Raw genomic sequence first — 17,049 nt, 5'->3', positions numbered from 1 at the left:
GGTGATTCTGAACGAAGCTTGGTATACACTAACGCGGCTTAGTAATTATGTAGCACGGATATGACACTTAAAGTCGCAATTAATGGATTTGGCCGTATCGGTCGCAGTGTGCTTCGCGCATTGTACGAGAGCGGCAAACATCACCAGATTAAAGTCGTGGCAGTCAACGAGTTGGCTGAGCCAGAAGCAATGGCTCATCTGCTGCAATATGACACCAGCCATGGACGCTTTCAAAAGCCTGTCAGCCATGACCAGGAGCACCTTTTTATTGCCCATGAAAATGGCGAACAGGACAGCATCCGCATTCTGCACCAGTCCGAGATACACCTGTTACCGTGGCAGGATCTCGATGTTGATATCGTCCTCGACTGTACCGGTATTTTTGGCACTCGCGCTGATGGCGAGGCGCACATTAAGGCGGGGGCCGGCAAGGTGTTATTTTCCCATCCGGCCGATAATGACATCGACAATACCATTATTTATGGTGTGAACCAGGATTCGCTCAAGCCAGAGCACCGCATTGTCTCCAACGGTTCCTGTACAACCAACTGTATTGTCCCGGTTATCAAGGTACTGGATGACGCCTTCGGCATAGAGTCCGGCACAATTACTACCATCCACTCTGCAATGAATGACCAGCAGGTCATTGATGCCTACCACTCCGATTTACGCCGTACCCGCGCAGCAAGTCAGTCAATTATTCCAGTCGATACTAAACTTCATCTTGGAATTGGTCGTATTTTTCCGAAATTTTCTGACAAATTTGAAGCGATCTCTGTGCGCGTACCGACAATTAACGTCACGGCGATGGATTTAAGTGTCACAGTTAAAACAAATGTGAAAGTTAATGACGTAAATCAATCACTGGCAGAGGCATCTCGTTGTACATTAGCCTCTATCGTGGATTACACCGAAGCACCACTTGTCTCAATAGACTTCAATCACGATCCCCATAGCGCGATTGTTGATGGCACCCAGACCCGTGTCAGTAACCAGCATTTACTCAAGCTGCTGGTATGGTGTGATAACGAATGGGGATTTGCCAACCGGATGTTAGATACCGCGTTGGCCATGCACGCAACCGAACATTGCGTGGCGACAGCAGAAAAGCTGTAAGAATTATTGGGCCTGGCAGTGACGCCGGGCCGACAAAACTTTGACTTTAAATTAATCAATGTTGAGAGGACAAACCATGTCTGTAATCAAGATGACTGACCTGGAACTAGCAGGTAAACGCGTATTTATCCGTGCTGACCTGAACGTACCAGTAAAAGACGGTAAAGTAACTTCTGATGCACGTATTCTTGCATCTCTGCCAACTATCAAGCGTTGCCTGGAAGCTGGCGCTAAAGTAATGGTTACTTCTCACCTGGGTCGTCCGACTGAAGGCGAATATGCAGAAGAGTTCTCTCTAGCTCCTGTAGTTAACTACCTAAACGACGCACTGGATTGTGACGTAAAACTAGCGAAAGACTACCTGGACGGCCTTGAACTAAACACTGGTGAGCTGGTTGTTCTTGAAAACGTTCGCTTCAACAAAGGCGAGAAGAAGAACGAAGAAGAACTATCTAAGAAGTACGCTGCACTTTGTGACATCTTTGTAATGGATGCATTCGGTACTGCTCACCGTGCCCAGGCATCTACTCACGGTGTAGGTACTTACGCCCCTGTAGCATGTGCAGGTCCTCTACTTGCGGCTGAACTTGAAGCACTAGGTAAAGCAATGGACAACCCAGAGCGTCCGCTAGTTGCTATCGTTGGTGGTTCTAAAGTATCAACTAAACTGACTGTTCTTGAGTCTCTATCTAAAGTTGCTGACCAACTGGTTGTTGGTGGCGGCATCGCGAACACTTTCATTGCAGCTGAAGGCCATAACGTTGGTAAATCACTGTACGAAGCAGACCTAGTTGAAACTGCTCAAAAACTAATGAAAGAGTGCTCTATACCAGTTGCAACTGACGTTGCATGTGCGAAAGCATTCGACGAAAACGCAGAAGCTGAAATCAAGCACGTTTCTGAAGTTGCTGACGACGACATGATCTTCGACCTAGGTCCAGATTCAACTGCAGCGCTTGCTGAAATTATCGGCAACGCGAAGACTATTCTTTGGAACGGTCCAGTTGGCGTATTCGAGTTCAAGAACTTCGAAGCAGGTACAGCGGGTATTTCTAAAGCAATCGCAGAATCTGAAGGTTTCTCTGTCGCGGGTGGTGGTGACACGCTAGCTGCAATCGACAAGTTCGGTATCAAGGCTGACGTTTCTTACATCTCTACAGGTGGCGGTGCATTCCTTGAGTTTGTTGAAGGTAAAGTACTACCAGCAGTTGCTATGCTAGAAGAGCGTGCAAAAGCTTAATTAATTTGGGCCGGGAGCCTGTCTCCCGGCCGATAAACGATTGTGAATTAGATCAAGTTTTTATAGAATACTTGCCCAGTAGCAAACGTTTGCAAAGATTTATATTTAATACAGACAACAAGGTAAATAGGACTATTGTTATGTCTAAGATCTTCGATTTCGTAAAACCTGGTGTTATTTCTGGCGATGACGTACAGAAAGTTTTTGAAGTAGCAAAAGAGAACAAATTTGCTCTTCCAGCGGTTAACGTAGTTAACACTGATTCTATCAACGCTGTACTAGAAGCTGCTGCTAAAGTTAAAGCGCCAGTTGTTGTTCAGTTCTCTAACGGCGGTGCTGCATTCTTCGCTGGTAAAGGCCTGAAACTTGAAGGTCAGGAAGCACAGATCAAAGGTGCTGTAGCTGGTGCAAAATACGTACACGCTATCGCTGAGTCTTACGGTGTGCCAGTAATTCTTCACACTGACCACGCGGCTAAGAAACTGCTTCCTTGGATCGACGGTCTACTAACTGCCGGTGAAGAGTTCTTCGCTCAAACTGGCAAGCCTCTATTCTCTTCTCACATGATTGACCTTTCTGAAGAGTCTCTGGAAGAGAACATCGAAATCTGTGCTCAGTACCTAGAGCGCATGGAAAAGATGGGTATGACACTAGAAATCGAACTAGGTTGTACTGGTGGTGAAGAAGACGGCGTAGACAACACTGACATGGATCAGTCTGAGCTATACACTTCTCCAGAAGATGTTGCTTATGCATACGAGAAGCTGAACGCTGTTAGCCACCGTTTCACTATCGCTGCATCTTTCGGTAACGTACACGGTGTATACAAGCCAGGTAACGTTGTACTGACTCCAACTATCCTACGTGACTCTCAGGCACATTGTGCAGAGAAATTCGGTATAGCAGCTAACGCGCTAAACTTCGTATTCCACGGTGGTTCTGGCTCAACTGAAGCTGAAATCCAAGAGTCAATCGGCTACGGTGTAATCAAGATGAACATCGATACTGATACTCAGTGGGCGACTTGGGACGGTATCCGTGCTTACTCTGCAGACAACTTTGATTACCTGCAGGGCCAGATTGGTAACCCAACTGGTGAAGATGCACCAAACAAGAAGTACTACGACCCACGCGTATGGCTACGTGCTGGCCAGGCTTCTATGGTTGCTCGCCTTGAGAAAGCATTCGCTGACCTTAACGCAATCGACGTACTATAATTTAACGTCTGACGCTAAAGTCACAATGATTGAAAAGCCCGCATTAGCGGGCTTTTTTCGTTGTGGGACTTTGTTTATCAGAGCTATTTTCTGTTGGTGCCGGACATCGTTAGGAGTATTATCCTGCCCGCAGACGATTGCCTCACACTAAAAAACGCAGTTATAGTGGTGACGGCAGAGGGATTTGCTTTGGGGCTAAGTTTATTTATGCATCCGTAACCCATTGTGGAATAAGAAACAGCATTAGCAGGAAGAGATAAGTATGAGTGAAAGTGTGGCTGAAACCGTGACGGATACCGTTGTCGAAACTATTAAGGATAATGAGTTAACCAACGGCGTCTTGAATGCGGGTACTTGGGTGGCCGATAACCAGGAGCTGCTGATCCAGTATGGGGTGAATATTCTTTCCGCCTTACTGATTTTGTTCATTGGTAACATGATCACGAAGGGGATTGCCAATGGTGTAGCCAAGGTGCTGCGTAAGAAAGACATGGATGAAGCGGTTGTCGAGTTTCTGCACTCGCTAGTACGCTATCTATTGTTTGTGATTGTGCTGATTGCCGCTCTTGGGCGAATTGGGGTGCAGACTGCTTCTGTTGTTGCAGTGATCGGTGCCGCAGGTCTTGCTGTCGGCCTGGCCCTGCAGGGGTCGCTGTCAAACTTTGCCGCCGGTGTGTTGATTGTCGCTTTCCGTCCGTTCAAGTCCGGTGATTTTGTCGAAATCGGCGGTGTTTCCGGATCGGTAGAGTCTATTCAGGTGTTCTCAACCATTTTGAATACACCGGATAATAAGATGGTTGTCGTCCCGAACTCGTCTGTCATTGGTGGTGCCATCACTAACTACTCGCGGCATGCAACCCGCCGTATCGACCTTGTGATTGGCGTGTCTTATGACGCAGATCTGAAACATACCAAAGCCGTACTGACCCGGGTGATTGAAGCCGAAGACCGTATTTTGAAAGATCCGGCACCAACAATTGGTGTACTGACACTGGCTGATTCTTCGGTAAACTTTGCTGTGCGCCCCTGGGTGAAGACAGATGATTATTGGGGAGTCTATTTTGACTTGCTGCAAGCAATCAAAGAAGAGCTGGATAAGGAAAATATCGGCATTCCATATCCACAGATGGATGTGCATCTCAACAAAATCGGCAGTTAATCAAACTGACCGAACATAAAAATGGAGCCTCATGGCTCCATTTCTTTATCTGCGTCTCTCTTCGCGTTTTTAATCCGAAAAACTGCTAGGGCGTGTTGATCTTTCGTGGTTAAGTTTTGTTCGAGATAACAGCGTTTTAATCGCGGCGAGGGGACTGTAGCCTAGTTATGCCTGCTCGGTTTCTCGTTCCGGCAGCATGATCACCGTGTTTGGCAATGCTTCCAGCAGCCTCATCAGGGATGAGGAATCAAAAGCAAAAGTGAAATCAGGTTTACCCGGTGTGAACATCAGCTCCGGATAGCTGAACACAACCTGGTCAACCAGGATCTTAACGTCTTCCGGCAGGGCGAACGGACATACTGCGCCGGGTTCGCAGCCGATAGCTTCGACCATCTCTTCATTGTTGCAGACAGAAACCCGCTTGCCCAGTAACTGCTTGACCAGTTTGCTGTCGAGCCGGCTGTCACGATGTGTCAGCAGCAGGCAGTAACCGCCACCTTTGACTTTCATAAATAAGCTTTTGGTTGGCGCAGCTGTCCAGCCCAGCTCTTCGGCGATACGGGCGTCAGTTTCGAAGTCGAGAATAGGGGCATGTTGCCATGACTGATAGTCCACGCCGGTTTGGCTGAATAGAGTTAAGTTTTGTTGATAAATTGCTTCCAGGGAAGCGGCGGATGCGTTAGCCAAGGTAAGTCTCCCATAAACCGTGAGCCAGGTGGGCTGCAATAAAAAACATCATAGCGGCAACCAGACAGTCAATCGTCCGTTTTACCCGGGGCTTTGACAGTGTCGGGCCAAGCTTGGCGGCGCCAATCGATAGGCTGTAGAACCAGACGAAGGACGCCATGATAGTGCCGGCGGCAAACGCGATACGCTCATGCCCCTCGAACTGGCCACCGATAGACCCCAGTATAACCACAGTATCTAAGTACAAATGTGGGTTAAGTACCGTTACGGCAAGGGCACCGAGAATGACTCCGCGCCGGCCTCGGGCAATCATTTCAGCCTGCTTTTCCTGATGATCGGCTGATGCAAGGGCACTTTTTAACGACATGGTGCCGTACAGGGTGAGAAAGGCTATGCCTCCTAAGGTGACACCTAGTAACAAGGTTTCATTGCTTGATAGCAGTGCCCCACCGCCGAAGATCCCCAGGCTAATAAAAATAACATCGCAGATACTACAGACTGTTGCCGTTGTCAGGTGGTGGTTGCGTTTGATGCCTTGGTTTAATACATACGCATTTTGTGCTCCGATCGGGATGATCATGCTAGCACCCAAGCCAAATCCTTGTAATAACACCCACATACTCATTTGTTCTTGTTCCTAAAAGATTAATTAACGGCGGTTTCTGATGGCGCCAGCTTACTCTTGGCAGTAGGATTAAGTACAACTAATAAAATTTATCTATTATTAGACTTTCTAATGAAGGCAAGGAGTGACAATGCGTGGGTTGGATTACCGTTGGATCGAAGCCTTGGATGCAGTGATCTCACAGCGGGGCTTTGAGCGGGCGGCAGAGCATTTGTGTATTACCCAGTCGGCGGTATCTCAACGGATCAAGCAGTTAGAAAAGCTGATGGCCCAGCCTATGTTGGTGCGCGAGCAACCGCCGAGACCGACACCGGCAGGGCAGAAAATGCTTGGCCTTTATCGCCGGGTACGGTTGCTGGAACAGGAGCTGTTGCCGGAGATCACTCCGGATGACAGCAGCCAGCCGTTGTCAGTCTCGCTGGCCACCAATGCTGATAGTCTGGCGACCTGGTTGCTACCGGCATTGAGTCCGCTGTTGAAATCGCGCCGGATAGCACTCAACTTGCTGGTGGAGGATGAGGCCAGAACCCTGGACAAACTTCGTAGCGGCGAGGTGGTCGGTGCGATCAGTATGGAGGCCAGTTCGCTGCCGGGCTGTATGGCCGATTACCTCGGTCGGGTCGACTTTCTGTGTGTGGCCAGCCCGGACTTTGCCAATAAATACTTTGCTGGCGGGGTAACCCGGGACAGGTTGCTGGCCGCGCCGGGAGTGGCCTTTGATCAGCACGATGACATGCATGAACGCTTCGTCCATCAGCATTTTAACTTGCCGCTTGGCAGCGTGGTGACGCACACGGTGAGATCGTCCGAGGCGTTTGTCAGAATGGCGGTAGAGGGCATTGCCTACTGCCTGATCCCGAGGATCCAGATCCAGCAGGAGCTGGATAGTGGCATGTTGGTCAATGTGACGCCGGAGATATTTCTGACCCGCCGTATGTACTGGCATCATTGGGCTCTGGAAAGCGGTCTATTGACCGAACTGTCGCAGCAGCTAACCGCGTGTGCCCGTAATGTACTGCCGCAGTAGATAGTTAGGAGCTGGTCAGGGATGCTGATAAATATAAAAATAAAACGACGTGCAAAATTTTTGAGCTTTGGGGGATATTTTTCCCCACCTTGTTGTCGAAACAGAACAACGGTCAGATTAGACGGTATAACTAACTAGGGTAGCCTTATGAAAAAGCAACTATTAGCGGTGGTATTAGGATGTAGCGCATTGGGTTTTGCTGGTACGGCCGCAGCCAATGTAACCGTGCCACACCTCGAAACAATAGGTAGTGGCGAGGTAACGGCACAACCTGATATGGCTGAGTTTTCGGTTGCGGTTGAAGAGGTACGCGGTACGGCAAAAGAAGCCAAGCTGGCCGTCGATAAAGCCGTTACGGCATTTGTCGAGCGTTTGCAGGCCAAGAGCGTCGAGCGAGGCGATATTCAGAGTGCCAATATCAGTTTGCAGCCGCAATATCACTATCCGAAAGATAAAAAGCCTGAGCTTACCGGTTATCGTGCCAGCCGCCATATTACCGTTACGGTACGTGATCTTGAGCAGTTGAATACCTATCTTGATAACGCGCTGGGTGACGGTATCAACCGGATCAACAACATCCAGCTTAAGGTCAGCAACGAAGCTGAATATGTCGAGCAGGCGCGACAGGCAGCCATAAAAGATGCGAAGGAGAAGGCGGAATCGTTGGCGAAAGGGTTTGGTGAAAAAATTGACGGAGTGTGGCGAATTACCTATCAGGTGAGCCATCCAAGGCCTGTGATGATGCGTATGGCGATGGATGCTGCGCCCGAGACTGCTGCGACCTATCAGGATGCGCAGATCACTATTCGAGACCGTGTCGAAGTCGTCTTTAAGCTGGAGGAATAAGTCCTTTCCTCTGTGCTTTGAGCAGCAAAAAGGAGAGCGAGTGCTCTCCTTTTCGTTATTGAAGCTGCGCTGTCATTATTAGTGCAGAAGACGTGCGCGGATCGTACCGTCGATGACCTTGAGCTTTGTCAGTGCTTCTTCGGCACGCTCTGTTTCTACATCGATAACCACGTAGCCGATTTCAGGGCCTGTCTGCAGGTACTGGGCGGCAATGTTGATACCTTCTGAGGCAAAGATAGTGGTGATCTGATTCAAAATGCCCGGGCGGTTTTCGTGGATGTGCAGTACGCGGGAACAATCACGGTGCTCCGGCAGGGACACTTCCGGGAAGCCGACGGCTGATAGCGTTGAGCCATTGTCAGAATATTTTGCCAGCTTGCCGGCCACTTCAACCCCGATGTTTTCCTGAGCTTCCTGGGTCGAACCACCGATGTGCGGTGTCAGCAGCACATTATCGAACTTCGCCAACGGTGACTCAAACGGGTCGCTATTGGTTTTTGGTTCGGTCGGGAACACATCGATCGCAGCACCGGCAATGTGCTTGCTTTCCAGCGCGCTGCAGAGCGAGTCAATTTCAACCACAGTACCACGGGCTGCATTGATGAAGATGGCGCCGGGTTTCATGCGGGCAAATTCTTCGGCTCCCATCATATCCTGGGTTTCCGGTGTTTCGGGTACATGCAGGCTGATCACGTCACACTTGTTCAGTAGTTCGGTCATTGAGCGAACCTGAGTGGCGTTGCCCAGCGAAAGCTTGTTCTCGATATCATAGAAATAGACTTTCATACCGAGGTTTTCTGCCAGGATACCCAGCTGGGTACCGATGTGACCATAGCCGATAATACCCAGGCGCTTGCCGCGGGCCTCGAAGGAATGGTCTGCTGATTTCTGCCACTCGCCGCGGTGTGCCTTGGCGTTCTTTTCCGGGATTCCGCGAAGAAGCAGCAGGATTTCGCCCAGAACGAGCTCGGCAACACTACGGGTGTTCGAGAACGGGGCATTGAAAACAGGGATCCCTCGCTTGGTTGCGGCTTGCAGGTCAACCTGGTTGGTTCCGATACAGAAACAACCCACGGCAATCAGTTTCTTTGCAGCACTAAAAACGTCTTCTGTCAGCTGAGTACGGGATCGAATGCCAACAAAGTGGGCATCTTTAATTGCTTCCAGCAGTTCTTCTCCCGCCAGAGAGCCTTTATGGTATTCGATATTGGTATAGCCAGCGTGCTGTAAAACTTCAATTGAAGAAGGGTGAACACCTTCTAACAAGAGAATTTTAATCTTTTCTTTATCCAGTGAAACTTTAGCCATTGGGTTCTCATCCTTAAAAACATGAGTCTAGGCATACAGGCGGGAAACCAGCTTTCTGGCAGGAAAGATGAAGTGAGGCTATTTTCCTGCATGCTGATAAGGCCTGGCGTTAACTCAAACGATTGCTACATGCTGATATTAAAGTATCAAAAAATAACCAGTAAGGGTAAGAATATTACAATATAGATAATAAAAAACGGCATAAATTATGCCGTTTTGTAATCAAATAACATAAACCAGCGAAGCAATTACGCTAACAGGTTTATTTTTCGAACTTTTTCACGCCGTCAGGAGAACCGACCAGCAGTGCGTCTGCACCACGGTGGGCGAACAAGCCAACAGTGACTACGCCCGGAAGGGCATTGATCTGGTCTTCCAGCTCTTTGGGGTTGGTGATTTGCATGTTGTGTACATCCAGGATGATGTTGCCGTTATCGGTCACCACGCCTTCGCGATATACCGGATCACCACCCAGTTTCACCAGTTCGCGGCCAATGTATGAGCGGGCCATCGGGATCACTTCGACAGGTAGCGGGAACTGGCCCAGCACGTCGACTTGCTTGGTATCGTCAACGATACAGATAAACTTCTTGGCAATGGCGGCAACGATCTTTTCGCGAGTCAGGGCAGCACCGCCGCCTTTGATCATGTCGTACTCGCCGTTGATTTCGTCAGCACCATCGACATACACGTCTAGGCTGGAGACTTCGTTTGCATCCAGTACCGGAATGCCGATTTGCTCAAGGCGCTCAGTCGAAGCGACAGAGCTTGAAACTGCACCTTTGATTTCTTCTTTACGGGTTTCCAGAGCATCGATGAAGTGATTAACGGTTGAGCCTGTGCCTACACCTACAATGCTGCCTTTCTTTACGTAGTCCAGAGCAGCCCAGCCAGCAGCTTTTTTCATTTCATCTTGTGTCATGCCTTTCTCCTAGTGATGACTAATACCAAACTGAACAATTATCTGATCGGCCAGATGATTGTTCAGTTTGGTATCACGTTGCGCGAAGCGCTGATTATAGCTAACTGGGCTTGCTGCGTCAGGCCAATTCTTTGACGAAGTTCGCTGTTCGTAACATCATAAAACATAAAGCTATTAATAACATAAGGTTAGCATTGATCGTTGTGGCACGCAAAAAGCCAAACGTTTGCGCAAGTAGGCGGAAGTTGCTGAAAAAGGCAGCAGCCAGTTAATTTTTCTGAAGGTATCGTCTACCAGGTAAAGTGGTAAGACGGGGTGAGAATTTCCGGCAGGGGGACATCCCAGGCTTCAAAGGGCAGATTGTTGACTTGCTGGCAGTCATGGGCCAAGCCTAGCGGGCGCGGTCCCTGCTTTTCATAGTGCCAGCGGCTTAGCGTGCGATCATAATAGCCGCCACCCATGCCCAGGCGTTGGCCAGTGTTGTCGAAAGCAACCAGCGGGGTACAGATCAGATCCAGTTCGTTGGCGGGTTTGACCAGGCGGATATCCAGCACGGGCTCTTGGATTTTATATTTGTTTAGCGCCATAGGGGTGGCCGCGGTGTAATGGAGAAACAGCAGGTGTCCTTTGCTAAAAGGGTGCAGGACGGGCAGGTAAACCTGCTTGCCGTGTTCCCATAGCCAGTTAATCAGGGGCTGGGTATCTATTTCGCCGTCATTGGATAAATACAGGGCGATATGGTGTGCATCAATAACCGTTTGTAGTTGCTGGAACCGGACGAGCAGTTCCTGGGCATCGTGTTGTTGCTGTTCAGGGCTTAGGGCACGGCGAAGCAAACGGACGTGTTGACGAATGTGCTGACGTGGAGATGATGGCTGAACAGGTAGTCTCATAGGTCATCCAATGACTGAGGGTGTTCTGAGTATAGAAGAAGCGAGTTGGTGACAGACGAGTTGCTGCTAACTCGGTTCTCATAATCTGGAGAAGGTATGCCCCAAGGTGCCGTTGCGAATTGTGGCCCTTGAACCAGACGTTCAAGGTGGATCAGCAACATTAACCGCAGGCTTCTCAGTACGGGCTGAGCATGCTCAATAGCTAATAAAAAGCTGATCCTGGGTATTTGCTTATCGGCTCGGGGACGTTAATTCACTGACGTACACCCCAGGGTCAATTTATTATCAACGCTTTGGTTGATTTTGCAATGCTTTATCCAAACTTTCTGCTAGTTCACTGATTCGATTGGATAAATTTGAATCAGTGCCTTGTTGTTCTTTACGTTCGCTGTGCAGCTCGTTACAGATATTCAGTCCGGTAAACATCAACAGCTGCTCGATGTTACTAATATTGGTTCGTTCGGAGAGATCCTTCAGGCGCTGGTCAAAATCTTTTGCCGCCTCGCGAAGCGCATCCTCCTGACCGGTCGGGCAGTTTACCCGTAGGATACGGCCCATTACTTGAATTTCAACTGCCTGAGTACTCATAAACTTCTAATCTGCTCCGTGCCAGATAGCTAATATGGCATTCCGCTTGCGATACGCGATAGGTGGCTAAATATAGAAAAAGCCTATTCAACATGCAAGCTTGCTCATCACGCTTTGCCGCAAATGGTTACTGACTAGCCAGATCATCACCAAGTGCTCGTATAACGGGAAGCGATCTGGAACTGATATCGCGAAATGTCCGGCCAAAAACGCCAACCCGCGTTATTGTATCCAGTCGGCATAGGCGATCTATTGAATTGTTATCAGGTTATTAGCCTGTTCGTAGGCTAAGTGTTAGCATAACACAATTGAGATTGGCACCAATGAAATTAAGGTGAAAGACCCATGAGCGATGTTAAATTACCTGCATATAATGTTGTTGAAGCAGCACTGAAAGATCACGGTCTGGCAGTGACGCCATCAGAGCTTCACGGTTTGCTGAGCGGGATGGTCTGCGGCGGTATGGCGGTGGATGATGAAAGCTGGGTGGGACCGGTCTGTGACTACGCCAACGAGGGCGCACCTTTAACCGATGGTGCAAAAACGGCAGTTCGCGCCGTGTTTGATGCCGTGTCTGCTGAAATGGGGCTGTTGGCTAAAACATTGTTTACTTCAACGGCTGCGGAGCTGGCTGATGCCGAGTTTTCTGTGTCGCTGCTGCTCCCTGCTGGTGACGCTGATCTTATGGTGCGTGCCGAGGCATTGAGCGAGTGGACAACCAATTTTATCTCGGGACTGGGGCTGATGGGGCTGGAGAAAGCCAAACTGTCACCTGAGGTTACCGAGGCGGTATCGGTACTGGAGGAGATCTCCCAGCTTGGTATCGACGAAGACGACGATATGTCCGAGCAGGCACAGTTGTTTGATAATGTAGTTGCCTATGTGCCGGAGTGTGTACTGACCTGCCTGGTTGAGCTTAGCCAGCGACCAGGTGCGGTTGAAGAGCCTGCTATCCCGGGGATCGGCCAGGGTGATAAGCCAACACTGCATTAATTTGATACGCGAAGGGGCTGGATGTGAAGCAGTATGATGTGGTCATTGCTGGTGGGGCAATGGCTGGCGCAACACTGGCAATTGCACTTAATGCACTGAGCAAGAGCCAGCTGAAAATAGCAGTCGTCGAAGCGGTTGCACCAAAACTGGATCAACACCCGGGCTACGATGCCCGGAGCATCGCGCTATCGTTAGGATCGGCCAATATTCTGCAGGATATTGGTGTCTGGTCGCCGATGGCAGAAGTTGCAACACCGATTTCGCATATTCATGTTTCTGATCAGGGGCATGCCGGTATAGTTCATGTCGATGCCAGCGAAGAAGCTGTGGATGCACTTGGTTACGTGATAGAGCTGGCAGATGCCGGAGCGTTACTGCACAAGCAGCTGGGTGAGCTGGAGCAGGTTGAGCTGCTCTGCCCGGCGGTTATCACGGACATCGAACGCAGCCAGGAGACGGTTTCGCTGACGTTGGATCAGGCCGATAAGATCACGGGCAAACTGTTGGTCACGGCAGACGGTGCTCTGTCGGCGTGCTGTGACATGTTGGGGATCGGGCGTAGTGAATATGATTTTGAGCAGGTTGCGGTTATTGCCAATATCACCACGGCGGAAGCCCACCAGGGGCGTGCGTTTGAGCGCTTTACACCCTATGGGCCTGTTGCGTTGTTGCCGATGTCTGAAGGTCGCAGTTCGCTGGTGTGGTGTATCCGCCCAGAAGATCAGCGCAAGGTCATGGACTGGAGCGATGAGCAGTTTTTGATTGAATTGCAGAAGGCCTTTGGCTGGCGACTCGGACAGCTGGTCAAAACTGGCGCCCGCTGTGCTTATCCGCTGCTGCTGCGTCAGGCACGTCAGCTAACCTCCCATCGCGTAGCCGTGGTTGGGAATGCTGCGCAAACACTCCATCCGATTGCCGGGCAGGGGTTTAATCTCGGGCTACGAGATGTGATGACACTGGCCGAAGAGATCGCCAATGGCCTTGAGGCCGGGGAAGAGCCCGGCAGTGTGAAGGTGTTGAGCCGATATCGTCAGCGCCGCACTCCAGACCGGGAAGCGACCGTCACTATGACGGCGGGCCTGGTCAGTCTTTTTGCCAACAGCAGTTTGCCTCTGGTTGTTGGGAGAAATAGCGGCCTGATGGCAATGAGCCTATGCAATACATTAAAAGCTCCGCTGGTACGGCGGGCTATGGGACAGGTAGAAAGATAAAATACCAAATCCATTAATTATCTGATTAATTCAGCGAGAGTTAAAATGCTTTTAGACAAGGAGATAAATTGAAAATCTAGTGGCTCTAAATTGAAATTTATTAACGCAGTATAAAAGTATTTTAAACTCGCCCAAAGGGAACACCACAGGAAGCCAATTTCTGTGTCTAGCGATTTCAAAAGAGAACCACTCTTCTATCAATCGCTATCCTTGAACTAGGTTCCCTGTGGTGTTCTGAATGGTTAGATAATTTATGGAATTGGTATAATGATGCAAAGTGTAGATGTTGCCATTATTGGCGGTGGAATGGTTGGCTTGACGCTGGCCGCTGCGCTCGCTGACACAGAGTTGCGAGTGGCGGTCATTGAAGGCCGATTGCCGGAGCAGACGCTTGAACCATTACCGGATTTGCGTGTTTCAGCCCTCAGCCGGGCCAGTGAGCGTATTTTGCAACGCGTCGGGGCTTGGCCGGGGATTGAAGCACGTCGCCTGAGCCCGTATAGCAAGATGCAGGTGTGGGAGCAGGATAGCTTTGCCAGCATCGACTTCGATGCCGAACGTCTGGCCCAGCCAAACCTGGGGCATATTGTCGAGAACCGGGTGATTCAGCTGGCCTTGCTAGAACGAGTACAGCAGTTGCCTAATGTGACGGTACTGGCTCCCGAGCGCTGTCAGAATATTGCCTTTGGCGAAAGTGAAGCCTGGCTGAGTCTCGAGTCGGGCCAGAGCCTGACGGCCAAGCTGGTTGTCGGTGCCGACGGTGCCAATTCGTGGCTGCGGCAGCAGCTCGATATTCCATTGACTCACTGGGACTATGGCCACAGTGCCATTGTTGCCAATATTCGATGTTCAGAACCCCATGAGCAAACGGCTCGTCAGATCTTCCGTCCACAGGGACCATTAGCCTTTCTGCCGTTGCCGGACAGTGACTTGTGCTCAATTGTCTGGTCAGTGTCCCCACAGGATGCCGAGCAGCTTTGTGCGCTGTCTGATGAGGAGTTTAACAAGACCCTGACCGCCGCCTTTGATCACCGGTTAGGCTTGTGCAAGGTGGAGGGTGATCGTCAGGCCTTTCCGCTGAAAATGCGCTATGCCCGCGACTTTGTCCGTGAACGGGTGGCGCTGGTTGGTGATGCGGCCCATACCATTCATCCGCTGGCCGGCCAGGGAGTCAACCTGGGCTTGCTTGATGCGGCCAGTCTGGCGCAAGAACTGAAGGCGCTGTGGCTGCAAGAGCAGGATATCGGCAAGAAAGCGAACCTGCGTCAGTACGAGCGTTGGCGCAAGGCCGAGGCGGCTAAAATGATCACCGCGATGCAGGCGTTCCGCGATCTGTTTGATGGCAGTAACCCGGCCAAGAAACTGGTGCGTGACATCGGTATGCTTATCGCCGATAAAGCGCCGGGGGTGAAAGATGAATTTATGCGCCGGGCGCTGGGATTATCCGGAGAGTTACCGGACTTAGCCAGGCACTAACTGATTCCATGCCGGTATTGCTAGCAGAATAAACCGTCTCGTTTGAGGCGGTTTTTGTTTGTCGCTAATTCGTAGGGATTTTTTTGATCACATTTTGATTTTTTCTCCTACAGTAAATAACAGGAATTTGAATAAATTCGAGACTGACGGCAGCCATGTTAGTTGAAGTGCTGTACCTGGGTTTTAACTTATCTGCTTTGTCGCATTGAGTTAAAGGCGATAGGCAGGCTTTCAAAAGGAAGTATCACCATGAGCTATATTCCCTCTGAGTTGAAGTTTACCAATACCCATGAGTGGGTACGTCCGGAAGGTGAGGGTGTCTATACCGTAGGTCTTACTGATCATGCCCAGTCGATGCTGGGTGATATGGTGTTTGTTGATTTGCCTGAGCTTGATGCCGCCACAGAGGCCGGGGAAGACTGTGCCGTTGCAGAGTCAGTCAAGGCGGCGTCAGACATCTATGCCCCTTTGACAGGGTTTGTCGTTGCCATTAATGAAGAGTTGGAAAGCTCGCCGGAGCTGGTCAATAGCGATCCCTACGGCGATGGCTGGCTATTTCAGATAAAAGTCGAAGATGAGAGTGAATTTGCGGATCTGCTGGATGCGGATAACTATCTGGACTTGATTGATGAATCGGAATAGCGAGTCACCAAGGCAATAAAGCCCACGCGAGGGTGGGCTTTGGGTTGTTCGGGCAGTTATTGTCAACGGCTTGCTATAAAGAGCATTCTTTTAGGCGTTTTATTTCCTGATTTACCTCGTTGACGGTCTGAAAATGCCGCTGCTGGGCTTTTATGGGCACAAGCAACATTCCATTGTTGAATTCATAGCCTCCTCGGCCATCAATATAGATCCTTCCACTAAATAAACGGCTTACGTGTTTTGCTATTAATTTTGGCACGTAGCGTTTGAACATGCGCATATAAAGCCAACCTTCTATGGGTTCCTAACGGCAGGAATTATAAAATAGAGGCTATGAAAGTTTTGTGATGTTTACAGCATAATAATAATGTTAAATTTAACTGAGCGATGTATTTTTTTGTGCTACTACCATCTTTTTAGATGATTATTCTATTTGTTTGTATCGATAAATAAGTGCGTTGAATTGTAACATTTAATGAGATCGGTAATAGCTGCTAATTATTGTTTGTATATTATGGTGTTACAGATCTTCCTTATATGCATCAAGATGCTCAGTTGGTTGTTTCGCGTCATTTTTTATCCGCGCTTCTAGGCGGAGATCAGCTTCCCCTCCAGATTATTTAGTGTTTTGTGCTAAATCCTCTTGCTGGTCTGAGTTGTTTGCTGTTTTCTTCCGTTTTCTGCTCAGGATCAAGGTTTGATTTTTAGCATATGCCAATAATATGGCCATTGTTGGCATATGCCAGAAATGAGGACGTCATGCCCAGACCAAAAATACATCGCCGGATCGGTTGTCGCCCGGCCTACAGTTGTTTTAAACCTAACGGTGTGCCGATGTCGCAGCTGGAAAGTATTGCGTTAGCACCGGATGAGCTTGAAGCCATCAGGCTCGTGGATCTTGACGGTCTGCAACAGCAGGCTGCTGCCGAGAAGCTCGGCGTGTCGCGGCAAACACTGGGCAATATTGTTGCCCGGGCACGGCATAAAGTTGCGCAAGCCCTGGTAAAAGGGAGAGCGCTGGAGCTTCAGCCTGACTCATCACCATCTAACATTTCACAGCCGGTTGATAAGCGGCAGGACAAAGAAAAGGAGCGTTAAT

18 protein-coding genes and 1 other RNA gene are annotated in these 17,049 nt (G+C 49.6%); 11 read left to right on the top strand and 8 right to left on the bottom strand.

The features are described 5' to 3' along the window. Positions 1-60 precede the first annotated feature (60 nt). The 4 genes from epd (at position 61) to mscS (ending at position 4,732) form a co-directional block, all read left to right on the top strand. On the top strand, positions 61-1,116 hold the full coding sequence (gene epd / locus BIT28_RS08275) for an erythrose-4-phosphate dehydrogenase (RefSeq protein ID WP_075763136.1): 1,056 nt from the start codon (positions 61-63) through the stop codon (positions 1,114-1,116). A gap of 76 nt (positions 1,117-1,192) precedes the next feature. Then, positions 1,193-2,356 (top strand): phosphoglycerate kinase, encoded by a 1,164-nt coding sequence (locus BIT28_RS08270; protein ID WP_075763135.1) that lies wholly within the window; start codon positions 1,193-1,195, stop codon positions 2,354-2,356. A gap of 140 nt (positions 2,357-2,496) precedes the next feature. Beyond that, on the top strand, positions 2,497-3,573 hold the full coding sequence (fbaA, locus tag BIT28_RS08265) for a class II fructose-bisphosphate aldolase (protein WP_075763134.1): 1,077 nt from the start codon (positions 2,497-2,499) through the stop codon (positions 3,571-3,573). 262 nt (positions 3,574-3,835) lie between these two features. Then, positions 3,836-4,732, top strand: a complete 897-nt coding sequence (gene mscS / locus BIT28_RS08260) for a small-conductance mechanosensitive channel MscS (protein WP_089153667.1) — start codon at positions 3,836-3,838, stop codon at positions 4,730-4,732. A 165-nt stretch (positions 4,733-4,897) separates the two neighbouring features. Here the strand turns inward: mscS and BIT28_RS08255 are convergent, their stop codons facing one another. Together BIT28_RS08255 and BIT28_RS08250 are read right to left on the bottom strand one after the other, a co-directional pair. Continuing rightward, the gene (locus BIT28_RS08255) at positions 4,898-5,419 is read right to left on the bottom strand and encodes a YbaK/EbsC family protein (RefSeq protein WP_075763133.1); all 522 of its coding nucleotides are present in this window, start codon (positions 5,417-5,419) and stop codon (positions 4,898-4,900) included. Continuing rightward, a complete protein-coding gene (locus BIT28_RS08250; RefSeq protein WP_075763132.1) occupies positions 5,412-6,044 on the bottom strand; it encodes a LysE/ArgO family amino acid transporter in 633 nt (210 codons plus the stop codon). The genes BIT28_RS08255 and BIT28_RS08250 overlap by 8 nt, the downstream gene beginning before the upstream one ends. A gap of 130 nt (positions 6,045-6,174) precedes the next feature. Here BIT28_RS08250 and BIT28_RS08245 point away from each other — a divergent pair, with 130 nt between their 5' ends. Together BIT28_RS08245 and BIT28_RS08240 are read left to right on the top strand one after the other, a co-directional pair. Beyond that, a complete protein-coding gene (locus tag BIT28_RS08245; RefSeq protein ID WP_075763131.1) occupies positions 6,175-7,071 on the top strand; it encodes a LysR family transcriptional regulator ArgP in 897 nt (298 codons plus the stop codon). Between the two features lie 147 nt (positions 7,072-7,218). After that, positions 7,219-7,917, top strand: coding sequence for an oxidative stress defense protein (locus BIT28_RS08240; protein WP_075763130.1), 699 nt, complete (start codon positions 7,219-7,221; stop codon positions 7,915-7,917). Between the two features lie 78 nt (positions 7,918-7,995). Here the strand turns inward: BIT28_RS08240 and serA are convergent, their stop codons facing one another. The 5 genes from serA to zapA all read right to left on the bottom strand — a co-directional run bounded on the left by serA (position 7,996) and on the right by zapA (position 11,628). Beyond that, complete coding sequence (gene serA / locus BIT28_RS08235) at positions 7,996-9,225, bottom strand: phosphoglycerate dehydrogenase (protein WP_075763129.1); 1,230 nt, start codon at positions 9,223-9,225, stop codon at positions 7,996-7,998. A 262-nt stretch (positions 9,226-9,487) separates the two neighbouring features. Next, positions 9,488-10,147: a ribose-5-phosphate isomerase RpiA gene (rpiA, locus tag BIT28_RS08230; RefSeq protein WP_075763128.1), complete on the bottom strand. Its 660-nt coding sequence runs from the start codon at positions 10,145-10,147 to the stop codon at positions 9,488-9,490. 290 nt (positions 10,148-10,437) lie between these two features. Continuing rightward, positions 10,438-11,040, bottom strand: coding sequence for a 5-formyltetrahydrofolate cyclo-ligase (locus BIT28_RS08225; RefSeq protein ID WP_075763127.1), 603 nt, complete (start codon positions 11,038-11,040; stop codon positions 10,438-10,440). 94 nt (positions 11,041-11,134) lie between these two features. Continuing rightward, positions 11,135-11,318: non-coding RNA, 6S RNA (gene ssrS / locus BIT28_RS08220), on the bottom strand. A gap of 7 nt (positions 11,319-11,325) precedes the next feature. Next, positions 11,326-11,628, bottom strand: a complete 303-nt coding sequence (gene zapA / locus BIT28_RS08215) for a cell division protein ZapA (protein WP_075763126.1) — start codon at positions 11,626-11,628, stop codon at positions 11,326-11,328. A gap of 345 nt (positions 11,629-11,973) precedes the next feature. Here zapA and BIT28_RS08210 point away from each other — a divergent pair, with 345 nt between their 5' ends. From BIT28_RS08210 to gcvH, 4 genes are all read left to right on the top strand, one after another. Continuing rightward, the gene (locus BIT28_RS08210; RefSeq protein WP_075763125.1) at positions 11,974-12,621 is read left to right on the top strand and encodes a UPF0149 family protein; all 648 of its coding nucleotides are present in this window, start codon (positions 11,974-11,976) and stop codon (positions 12,619-12,621) included. A gap of 23 nt (positions 12,622-12,644) precedes the next feature. Next, positions 12,645-13,832, top strand: coding sequence for a 2-octaprenyl-6-methoxyphenyl hydroxylase (gene ubiH, locus BIT28_RS08205; RefSeq protein WP_075763124.1), 1,188 nt, complete (start codon positions 12,645-12,647; stop codon positions 13,830-13,832). A gap of 267 nt (positions 13,833-14,099) precedes the next feature. Beyond that, positions 14,100-15,308 (top strand): FAD-dependent 2-octaprenylphenol hydroxylase, encoded by a 1,209-nt coding sequence (locus tag BIT28_RS08200; protein ID WP_075763123.1) that lies wholly within the window; start codon positions 14,100-14,102, stop codon positions 15,306-15,308. Positions 15,309-15,566: 258 nt separating this feature from the next. Next, a complete protein-coding gene (gene gcvH, locus BIT28_RS08195) occupies positions 15,567-15,950 on the top strand; it encodes a glycine cleavage system protein GcvH (protein WP_338046931.1) in 384 nt (127 codons plus the stop codon). Positions 15,951-16,023: 73 nt separating this feature from the next. Here gcvH and BIT28_RS08190 read toward each other — a convergent pair whose 3' ends face one another. Next, a complete protein-coding gene (locus tag BIT28_RS08190) occupies positions 16,024-16,230 on the bottom strand; it encodes a DUF1107 domain-containing protein (protein ID WP_075763121.1) in 207 nt (68 codons plus the stop codon). A gap of 479 nt (positions 16,231-16,709) precedes the next feature. On the opposite strand from BIT28_RS08190, the gene BIT28_RS08185 reads away from it, so the two are divergent. Continuing rightward, positions 16,710-17,048: a DUF134 domain-containing protein gene (locus BIT28_RS08185; RefSeq protein WP_075763120.1), complete on the top strand. Its 339-nt coding sequence runs from the start codon at positions 16,710-16,712 to the stop codon at positions 17,046-17,048. Position 17,049 lies beyond the last annotated feature (1 nt).

Source organism: Photobacterium proteolyticum, assembly GCF_001939735.1.
Lineage (GTDB): Bacteria > Pseudomonadota > Gammaproteobacteria > Enterobacterales > Vibrionaceae > Photobacterium > Photobacterium proteolyticum.
The sequence above is the reverse complement of the archived record's forward strand: the minus strand, read 5'-3'. Positions and strand labels throughout refer to the sequence as shown.

Bases quoted from the DNA above. Each gene is read 5' to 3' on its own strand.
- epd (WP_075763136.1), top strand. From the start codon at position 61: ATGACACTTAAAGTCGCAATTAATGGATTTGGCCGTATCGGTCGCAGT.
- BIT28_RS08270 (WP_075763135.1), top strand. From the start codon at position 1,193: ATGTCTGTAATCAAGATGACTGACCTGGAACTAGCAGGTAAACGCGTA.
- fbaA (WP_075763134.1), top strand. From the start codon at position 2,497: ATGTCTAAGATCTTCGATTTCGTAAAACCTGGTGTTATTTCTGGCGAT.
- mscS (WP_089153667.1), top strand. From the start codon at position 3,836: ATGAGTGAAAGTGTGGCTGAAACCGTGACGGATACCGTTGTCGAAACT.
- BIT28_RS08250 (WP_075763132.1), bottom strand. From the start codon at position 6,044: ATGAGTATGTGGGTGTTATTACAAGGATTTGGCTTGGGTGCTAGCATG.
- BIT28_RS08245 (WP_075763131.1), top strand. From the start codon at position 6,175: ATGCGTGGGTTGGATTACCGTTGGATCGAAGCCTTGGATGCAGTGATC.
- BIT28_RS08240 (WP_075763130.1), top strand. From the start codon at position 7,219: ATGAAAAAGCAACTATTAGCGGTGGTATTAGGATGTAGCGCATTGGGT.
- serA (WP_075763129.1), bottom strand. From the start codon at position 9,225: ATGGCTAAAGTTTCACTGGATAAAGAAAAGATTAAAATTCTCTTGTTA.
- rpiA (WP_075763128.1), bottom strand. From the start codon at position 10,147: ATGACACAAGATGAAATGAAAAAAGCTGCTGGCTGGGCTGCTCTGGAC.
- BIT28_RS08225 (WP_075763127.1), bottom strand. From the start codon at position 11,040: ATGAGACTACCTGTTCAGCCATCATCTCCACGTCAGCACATTCGTCAA.
- zapA (WP_075763126.1), bottom strand. From the start codon at position 11,628: ATGAGTACTCAGGCAGTTGAAATTCAAGTAATGGGCCGTATCCTACGG.
- BIT28_RS08210 (WP_075763125.1), top strand. From the start codon at position 11,974: ATGAGCGATGTTAAATTACCTGCATATAATGTTGTTGAAGCAGCACTG.
- BIT28_RS08200 (WP_075763123.1), top strand. From the start codon at position 14,100: ATGATGCAAAGTGTAGATGTTGCCATTATTGGCGGTGGAATGGTTGGC.
- BIT28_RS08190 (WP_075763121.1), bottom strand. From the start codon at position 16,230: ATGCGCATGTTCAAACGCTACGTGCCAAAATTAATAGCAAAACACGTA.
- BIT28_RS08185 (WP_075763120.1), top strand. From the start codon at position 16,710: ATGCCCAGACCAAAAATACATCGCCGGATCGGTTGTCGCCCGGCCTAC.